7 protein-coding genes and 1 pseudogene are annotated in these 8,902 nt (G+C 64.1%); 3 read left to right on the forward strand and 5 right to left on the reverse strand.

Annotated features, from left to right (window positions below):
- Positions 1-117 precede the first annotated feature (117 nt).
- Together ACKAE7_RS01710 and ACKAE7_RS01715 are read left to right on the forward strand one after the other, a co-directional pair.
- Positions 118-480 (forward strand): ArsR/SmtB family transcription factor, encoded by a 363-nt coding sequence (locus tag ACKAE7_RS01710; protein ID WP_400601213.1) that lies wholly within the window; start codon positions 118-120, stop codon positions 478-480.
- Positions 477-959 (forward strand): SRPBCC family protein, encoded by a 483-nt coding sequence (locus ACKAE7_RS01715; RefSeq protein ID WP_188811121.1) that lies wholly within the window; start codon positions 477-479, stop codon positions 957-959. Before ACKAE7_RS01710 ends, ACKAE7_RS01715 begins: the two co-directional genes overlap by 4 nt.
- Before the next feature lie 146 nt (positions 960-1,105).
- On the opposite strand, the gene sucD is transcribed toward ACKAE7_RS01715, so the two are convergent.
- The 5 genes from sucD to pcrA form a co-directional block, all read right to left on the reverse strand.
- Complete coding sequence (sucD, locus tag ACKAE7_RS01720; protein ID WP_157239019.1) at positions 1,106-2,008, reverse strand: succinate--CoA ligase subunit alpha; 903 nt, start codon at positions 2,006-2,008, stop codon at positions 1,106-1,108.
- Between the two features lie 11 nt (positions 2,009-2,019).
- Positions 2,020-3,189: an ADP-forming succinate--CoA ligase subunit beta gene (gene sucC / locus ACKAE7_RS01725; RefSeq protein WP_188811118.1), complete on the reverse strand. Its 1,170-nt coding sequence runs from the start codon at positions 3,187-3,189 to the stop codon at positions 2,020-2,022.
- Between the two features lie 242 nt (positions 3,190-3,431).
- Positions 3,432-4,109, reverse strand: coding sequence for a hypothetical protein (locus tag ACKAE7_RS01730; protein ID WP_408978357.1), 678 nt, complete (start codon positions 4,107-4,109; stop codon positions 3,432-3,434).
- A 27-nt stretch (positions 4,110-4,136) separates the two neighbouring features.
- On the reverse strand, positions 4,137-5,447 hold the full coding sequence (locus tag ACKAE7_RS01735; RefSeq protein WP_408978358.1) for a glycosyltransferase: 1,311 nt from the start codon (positions 5,445-5,447) through the stop codon (positions 4,137-4,139).
- Between the two features lie 119 nt (positions 5,448-5,566).
- Positions 5,567-8,119 carry a DNA helicase PcrA gene (gene pcrA / locus ACKAE7_RS01740; RefSeq protein ID WP_408978364.1) on the reverse strand — a complete coding sequence of 851 codons (2,553 nt, stop codon included), beginning with the start codon at positions 8,117-8,119 and terminating at the stop codon, positions 5,567-5,569.
- Positions 8,120-8,288: 169 nt separating this feature from the next.
- Between pcrA and ACKAE7_RS01745 the strand changes: the two are divergent.
- Positions 8,289-8,902, forward strand: a pseudogene (locus ACKAE7_RS01745) (HNH endonuclease); the annotation flags it as partial.

Genomic DNA, 8,902 nt, shown 5'->3' on the forward strand with positions numbered 1-8,902 from the left:
CGAATGAACCGCAACGGAGACATTGCCGCATGGACGCAGTGGGAGTACTCTTAAACAACTAGCAGATTGATAAACTGTTTGGTTGATTAAAGCCAGTTGAGGAGTGGAGCAGCAACGATGGAACCCGACGCAGCGGCTCTGGACTCGGCCTTTATGGCCCTGGCCGATCCCGTGCGGCGGAGCATCATCGCCCGGCTCAGCCGGGGACCGGCCACCGTGAATGAATTGGCGGAACCCTTCGAGATCTCCAAACAGGCTGTCTCGAAGCACATCCAGGTACTCGAGCAGGCGGAACTGGTCACCCGCACCAGGGAAGCCCAGCGGCGGCCCGTGCACCTGAATCCCGCACGGCTTGAGGCACTCACCGCATGGATCGACCAGTACAGGTTGGTCCGCGAGGGGCAGTTCCGCAGCCTCGATGCCGTGCTGAGGTCAAACGCTGCAACCGGCAGCGGCCCAGATACAAAGGAGTCATCATGAGCAATTCCCTGAAGCTCAGCGTTCCTGAGGGAGTCCCCTTCATCGACTACGAGCGCGAGTTTGATTTCCCTGTCGCGGACGTCTTCCGGGCCCATAAGGAGCCGGACCTTCTCGTCCAGTGGTTGGGTCCGCGTGGTTACAAGATGGACATCGACCACTACGACTTCCGGACCGGCGGCAGCTACAGCTACCTGCACACCGGGCCGGAAGGAGTGCCCTATGAGTTCAAAGGCATCTTCCACACGGTCCGCGAGAACGAGTTCGCCATCCAGACTTTCGAGTTCGGCGGGTATCCGGACGTCGTCAGCCTGGAGTTCATGACGTTCGAGGACCTGGGCAATGGCCGGTGCCGCCTCCGCGGACATTCGGTCTATCCCACGCAGGAGGCCCGCGACGGCATGGCGCAGTCAGGCATGGAAGGCGGCATGTCGGAAGGCTATGAGCGGCTGGACGAACTCCTCAACGGCGCCAAGGTGTAGAGCACAAAAGTACGACGACGGGTGGGTCACCTTTCGCTTCGAAAGGTGACCCACCCGTCGTCGTACTTAACAGCAACGCGGGGCCGCTTCGGGCCCGTCCACGAGTGACGGGCGGGAAGCGACCCCGCGTTGGTTCTTACTGGGAACTAGAGCGCTGCGTAGACTTCGCGCAGCAGCTTGGCGGTCTCAGACGGCGTCTTGCCGACCTTGACGCCAGCGGCCTCGAGGGCTTCCTTCTTGGCCTGGGCGGTTCCGGCGGAACCGGAGACGATGGCGCCGGCGTGGCCCATGGTCTTGCCTTCGGGCGCGGTGAAGCCGGCAACGTAGCCGACAACCGGCTTGGTGACGTTGGCCTTGATGAAGTCGGCAGCGCGCTCTTCGGCGTCGCCACCGATTTCGCCGATCATCACAATTGCCTTGGTCTCGGGGTCGGCCTCGAACGCGGCCAGGGCGTCGATGTGCGTGGTGCCGATGATGGGGTCGCCGCCGATGCCGATGGCGGTGGAGAAGCCCAGGTCGCGCAGCTCGTACATCATCTGGTAGGTCAGGGTGCCGGACTTGGAGACCAGTCCGATAGGGCCCTTGCCGGTGATGTTGGCCGGGGTAATGCCAACCAGCGCCTCGCCGGGGGTGATGATGCCGGGGCAGTTCGGTCCGATGATGCGGGTGACCTGGTTGCCGTCGGCGTCCACCTTGGACTGGGCCAGTGCCCAGAATTCGGCCGAGTCCTGGACCGGCACACCTTCGGTGATGACAACCACCAGGCCGATGCCGGCCTCGATGGCTTCAACGACGGCGCTCTTGGTGAAAGCCGGCGGCACGAAGACGATGGAGACGTCCGCGCCGGTTTCCGCCATGGCTTCCTTGACGGTGCCGAAGACAGTGATTTCCTTGTCGCCGTGCAGGACCGTGGTGCCGGCCTTGCGGGCGTTGACGCCGCCAACAATGTTGGTGCCGGCCTTGAGCATCAGGGCGGTGTGCTTGGTGCCTTCGCCGCCGGTGATGCCCTGGACGATGACCTTGGAGTCCTTGTTCAGATAGATAGACATGGTGCGTCCCTTTACTTAGCTGCGTTGGCGAGCTCGGCGGCCTTGTCGGCGCCCTCGTCCATGGTTGCGGCCAGGGTAACCAGCGGGTGGTTGGCCTCGGCCAGGATGCGGCGGCCTTCCTCAACGTTGTTGCCGTCGAGGCGGACTACCAGCGGCTTGTTCGCGGAGTGGCCCAGCTCGGCCAGCGCACCAACGATGCCCTTGGCGACGGCGTCACACGCGGTGATGCCACCGAAGACGTTGACGAATACCGACTTGACCTGCTCGTCGCCCAGGATGACGTCCAGGCCAGCGGCCATGACCTCGGCGGAAGCTCCACCGCCGATGTCCAGGAAGTTGGCGGGCTTGACGTTGCCGTGCTTTTCGCCGGCGTAGGCAACGACGTCGAGGGTGGACATGACCAAGCCGGCACCGTTGCCGATGATCCCTACTTCGCCGTCCAGCTTGACGTAGTTCAGGTCCTGCGCCTTGGCCTTGGCCTCCAGCGGATCAGCAGCGTCCTTGTCCTCAAGGAGGGCGTGCTTGGCGTGGCGGAAGTCGGCGTTCTCGTCCAGGGAGACCTTGCCGTCAAGGGCCACGATCTCACCGGCACCGGTCTTGACCAGCGGGTTGACCTCCACCAGGGTGGCGTCTTCCTTCTTGAAGACATCCCAAAGCTTCAGGATCACGGCGGCGACTTTGCCGCGCAGTTCCTCGGCGAAGCCGGCTGCTGCGACAATCTCGTCAGCCTTGGCCTGGTCGATGCCCACGGCGGGGTCGATGGCGATCTTCGCCAGCGCCTCAGGGCGTTCGACGGCGAGCTGTTCGATTTCCATGCCGCCTTCAACCGAGCACATGGCCAGGTAGTTGCGGTTGGCCCGGTCCAGCAGGACGGAGAAGTAGTATTCCTCGGCGATGTCCGCACCCTGAGCAATCATCACCTTGTTAACGGTGTGGCCCTTGATGTCCATGCCCAGGATGTTGGTGGAGTGCTCAAGTGCCTCATCGGCGGTCTTGGCAACCTTAACGCCGCCGGCCTTACCGCGGCCACCGGCCTTAACCTGGGCCTTAACGACAGTTACGCCGCCGATCTTCTCGGCAGCTGCCTTTGCTTCTTCTGGGGTGTACGCCACGATGCCAGCAAGCACGGGTACACCGTGCGCCTCGAACATATCGCGCGCCTGGTATTCAAACAGGTCCACGGTTTAGTGTCCTTCTACGTCGAAGTAGTTTCTGTACAGTCGGACACCATCGAAGACGATGACCGGGCTGCGGAATTGCACGCACCGGCGGCCTGTTGGAAACGAGCCACGCGGCGTGATGCTCCACTGGGAACTCTAGTCCTTTGGGAGGACCGGCCCGTCCCAGAGTACCCCTTATGTGAGTAAGGACACTATTCTATGGAACGTAGAAAAACCGCGGATTTACGCGGTTTTTGAGGGCTTCACAGTGCCGGCGGGGCACTCTCCGGAGGGCTGGAAATCAGCTCGTAACGGTCCTCCGAAACAAAGAACCCCACGCCGGCCGAGACGTTTCCGCAGGCTACGCCGCCGTTGTAGGCGGAACAGCGAAGTCCGTTGCGCTCAAGGTTCTGCCCGTCAGCCAGCACAGCCAATTCCGCGATCGGGCCGGCCTTGCTGCCGCGGGGGCCGTATGTTGCTTCCATTTGTGTGACTCCGGACCGGCATTCTCCGTACGTAGCCTTGTCCGGCGTCAGCAGGGCTACCCCGCCCATGTATCCGATATTCGTTCCTGCGCAGTCATCCGCTACGTCGTCCGGGGCAGGTTTCGGGTATCCGGCCAGTTCGCAGTGGGCTACCGGCACAATGGCCAGTTTGTTGTTTTCGCTGTCGCTGAAGCTGTTCTGCTCATAGGGGAGGTTGATGTGCGGCCCGCGGGCTGCCGTCAGGGAGCACGCCACTGTCCGGTCTTCGGTAAGGAAGGAGATGACATCGTCACTGCCTGAAAATTCCTGCGGGTCAACCAGCGGCGCCTGTTCCAGCTGCTCAATCGGCGGCAGTGGAGGCGGTGCCACGTATCCAGGGTCCTCCACCGTCACGGTGCAGCCTGTTGCAGCCAAGAGGAAAAGGGCGGCGAGCATCCCCCGTACAGTCCGTCGCATGCGGTCTATTATGCTTCATGGCGGCGCTCAGTCTGGTGCCAGTCCGGCTGCCTTTTCGACGACGGCGGCGGCAACAGCAGCGGGATCCCCTGCGGCGAAGTGGTCGCGCATCTGTTGTGCCCGTGTCCGCCAGGCAGCGTTCGAGAGGATCTCCTGCACTGCCTGGGCAATTCGCTGTGGCTTGGGCCGTTCCGTTTTGAGGCTGATGCCCACGCCGGCGAATTCCACCCTGGCATTGACGTCACTCTTGCCCTCGTTGATCCCTGACACCACCATTGGCACTCCTTTGGACAGGCTGAGCTGCACCCCGCCGAAGCCGCCGTTGGTGATGAACACGTCCGTGAAATCCAGCACGCTGGCGAAGTCCACGAAGTCGCGGATCACGATGTTGGGCTGCGGGTAGCGCGCGCTGAGGACCTCCGTCCCGCGGCCACCGGTGGCCACAATCACCAGCGCGTCCATGTCCTTGACCGCCTCGAGCGCCGGGACTATCAGCTTGTCCTGGTCTACGTTGTCCACCGTTCCCTGGGTCACCAGCAACGTGCGTGGGTACTGCGGCCAATGTTCCGCTTCTTCGGCACCACGTTCAGCCGCAGCCAGTGCCGGGGGCGGGGGCCTGTACGGCAGGAGTGCCCCCACATAGTGCACCGCGGGGTTCCTGTGCCGCCGTGGGAAGTCCAGGGCTTCCTGGCCGGTCTGGATGACTGCCGCTGAGGACCGGTAGGGCTCGTCCGTCAGACGTCCGTGCCTGGGGGCGGCCTGCCCGTAGGCCGCAAGCTGGCGGCGGTAGCTCAGGCCGGCGGGCCGCAGGATGACGTTGTCGGACAGGAAGCCCGCCGCCGCCTGGATGGATCTCTCTACCGGGTTGCGGGCAGGCTTGAAGCCGAAGAACAGCGGCGGTACCTGCGGGTCGCTTTCCATGTTGGGAATCGCCACGAAGTTCACCAGCGGCTTGCCCATCAAGCTCGCCACGAGGCGGTGGATGAACATTGAACTGTCCACCACGGCCACGTCGAAGGCAAAGTCCTGTTCCAGTTCCCGGATATCTTCGAAGAAGTTGCTGACGTTGCTGGCAAAGATCTTCTCCCCATCGAACCCGATGGCCCGGGGTCCTTTGAGCTTGGCGCGTTCCGGGTACAGCTCGAAGAGGTTATCCACGCGGTGCTCAATGGCCCGTTGGAAAGGAAGGAGCGGGATGTCCAGGTCCCGGAGCTTGTCACGGAAGACGGGGCCTGTGTACCAGGCGACGTTGTGGCCGCGTTCTTTGAGGCGAACCGCCACCCCCGTCATGGGGTTGAAGTGTCCATCGATGGCCTGGCTGGCGAACAGGATTTTCATGGCCGCGCTCCGACTGGTCCTGCGCTGCAGCAGGACGGTTCCTGAACCTTAGTACTGGGCGCCGGTGCCGGGCAAGGCTTCCTACCCTGGCGGCCCGGGCCTTCGCTGTCCTGGAACTGCTAGGCGTCGAGCTTGGTCAGCGGCGCGTAGCGCAGCAGCAAACGCTTCTCACCGACGTCGAACTTCACCTTGGCCACGGTCTTGTCCCCCGCCCCCTCCAGCGCGAGGACGGTACCGTTGCCGAAGCTCGTGTGGTTGACCTTGTCCCCCACGGTGACCGCCACGATTTCTTTCTGAGGCTGCACACGGTTCTTCGCAATGGCCGCGGGCACGTCCGCGTTGAATCCGGCTGACGAGTCAGCAGCGGCGCCCCTGGCCGTCCCGGCGCCCCAGAAGGATCCGCTGTAGCGGTTCGAACCGATTGATCCGCCGCCCCACCCGCCTGACTGCCTGCTGGTTCCTTCGCGTTTCCATTCCAGGAGCTCGGCGGGAATTTCCTCCAGGAACTGGCTGGCTGGGTTGTACTGGCTCTGGCCCCACATGCTCCGGACCTCGGAACGGGTGACGTACAGGCGTTTCCGGGCACGCGTCAGGCCAACGTAGGCAAGCCGGCGTTCTTCCGCCAGTTCTTTGGGGTCAGTCGCTGACCGCTGGTGCGGAAACAGTCCATGCTCCATGCCGGTCAGGAATACCACCGGGAACTCGAGGCCCTTGGCGGTGTGCAGGGTCATCAGCGTGACCACGCCAAGCCGTTTGGCCTCCGCAACGGCGGCGGCTGTGTCTTCGGCGTTCCCGCCGGGAGCGTCAGGAATCTGGTCCGCGTCGGCCACCAGCGAGACCTGCTCCAGGAACGCGCCCAGCGACCCTTCGGGGTTCTCCTGCTCGTACTCCCGCACCACGGCCACAAGCTCCGCCAGGTTCTCCACCCTGGACTCGTCCTGGGGGTCTGTGCTGGAGCGCAGCGCGGCCAGGTAGCCGGTCTGCTCCAGGACGGCTTCAAGGGCTGCCGCGGCGCCGGAACCCGCGGCCACTTCGGCGAGGTCATCCAGCAGCTTCACAAACCCAAGGACGGCATTGACGGATCGGGTTGCCATCGCCGGGGCCTGCTCGGCCCGACGGGCGGCTGCCATGAACGAGATGCGCTCACGCTGGGCCAGTGCCGCCACCGCACCTTCGGCGCGGTCGCCGATCCCCCGTTTTGGTTCGTTGAGCACCCGCCGCAGGTTGACGTCGTCGTCCGGATTCACCAGGACACGAAGGTAGGCCAGGGCATCCTTGATTTCCTTGCGCTCGTAGAACCGCGTGCCGCCCACCACCTTGTACGGCAGGCCCACCCGCACCAGCACGTCCTCGATGGAGCGTGACTGGGCATTGGTGCGGTAGAAGATGGCGACGTCCCCCGGACGGAGGTTGTCCTCATCCTGGAGCCGGTCGATCTCCTTGGCAATGAACTGGGCTTCGTCGTGCTCGTTCTCGCCCACGTATCCGATGATTTTGTGGCCGTCGCCTTCGGCGGTCCACAGCCGTTTCTCGGGACGGTTGGGATTTCGTGAGATGACCGAGTTGGCTGCGCTGAGGATGTTCTGCGTGGAGCGGTAGTTCTGCTCCAGCTTGATGGTCCGTGCCTCGGGGTAATCCTTTTCGAACTCCACGATGTTGCGGATGTCGGCGCCCCGGAAAGCGTAGATGGACTGGTCCGAATCGCCCACGACCGTCAGCTCGGAGGCGCCGGGGCCTTCGCCCACGATCTCCCGGACCAGGGCGTACTGGGCATGGTTGGTGTCCTGGTACTCGTCCACCAGGACATGCCTGAACCGCCGGCGGTAGGAATCCGCGAGGGCAGGGAAGGCCCGGAACATAAACACCGTTTCGGCAATCAGGTCATCGAAATCCATGGCATTGGCCTGGCGCAGCCGCTGTGTGTAGCCCTTGTAGACCTCTGCCACGGCCTGCTCGAAAGGATCGTTGTAGTTTGCAGCGGAGGAGTACGAGTCAGCATCGATGAGCTCGTTCTTCAAGGCGGAGATCTTGTGCTGGATGGCCTTGGGGGCAAACTTTTTCGGGTCCAGGTCCAGGGCCTTGGACACCTGGGTGACCAGCCGGAGGGAGTCGGCTGAGTCGTAGATGGAGAAGTTCGATTTCAGCCCCACGTTCGCGGCTTCCTGGCGCAGGATCCGTACGCATGATGAGTGGAAGGTGGAGATCCACATGATTTTGGCGCGCCCACCCACCAGCGCTTCAATGCGTTCCCGCATTTCCGCAGCGGCCTTGTTGGTGAAGGTGATGGCGAGGATCTCCCCATGGTGGGCCCGGCCGGTGGCGATCAGGTAGGCGATCCTGTTGCTGAGCACACGGGTTTTGCCCGAACCCGCGCCGGCTACGATCAGCAGCGCGGAACCTGCGTGCTTAACGGCCTCCTCCTGCTGCGGGTTCAGCCCTTCCAGGAGCTGGGCCGCGTCCGGCCGGCGGTGGCCGTGGCCGTGGCCCTCCGCATGCTGACCATCCGCATGCGGCGCTTGTGTGCCGCCGGACAGCCCGGCGCCCTGCCGGTTCTCCCACGGCACAGCACCGCCGGGACCGGCCGCCGTGGCGCCTTCAGCGCGCGACTTGGTGCGGGCAGCTGCCGGGGAAGCAGCCTTGAACGGTCCGTCAGAGTACGGGTCAAACAACATATCCATGGTGCCTACAAGTCTAGGCGGTGGGACCGACACGGACTTCCCGGCTGTGGATGACGGGCTCCATGCCCGCGCCTTTTCGGCGGTCCTGCAAGCTTTATCCACATAGCGCTGAGCGGTGCGTGCAGGGAGGGCATGCAGTTGAAAGGCTTAGCGGATGGAAGCCATGATGACGGCGGCGGCGCCGGCGCGGAGTGAAGAAAGTCTCCATGGCACTCGCCTTGGCGACGTTGTACAAACCCTGGCTTCCGTCCGTCCTGCTTCTACTGGTCCGGGGATGATTGATCAGTTGCGGGAGCTTGAGGACCTGAAATCGCTGGCGGCTGCGCAACAGGCCCGGACCGCTGTGGCTTTTGATCTCTCCCAGCGGCGGGAGCAGGCCGCGGCCGGTGTCCCGGCCAAGGAGCGCGGCGCCGGTGTTGCCGCGCAGGTCGCGTTGGCGCGGCGGGAGTCCCCGGCCCGCGGCGGCCGCCTCCTGGGCCTGGCCAAAGCCCTGGGCACCGAGATGCCCCGCACCCTTGCCGCCCTGGAATCCGGGGAGCTGAACGAATGGCGCGCCACCCTCGTCGTGAAAGAAACAGCGTGCCTGTCCGCCGAAGACCGGTGCGCGGTGGACGAGGAACTCGCCGCCGACACCGGCACCCTGACAGGTGCAGGGTCACTGGCAGGGGCCGGGGACCGGGCCATCATTGCCGCGGTCCGGGCTGCCGCGTACCGGCGCGACCCGCACTCGGTGGCAAAACGCGCCAGCCATGCGGTGAACGACCGAACCGTGACCCT

This window comes from Pseudarthrobacter sp. NKDBFgelt (assembly GCF_046097905.1).
In the GTDB taxonomy this organism is placed as follows: Bacteria; Actinomycetota; Actinomycetes; order Actinomycetales; family Micrococcaceae; genus Arthrobacter; species Arthrobacter polychromogenes.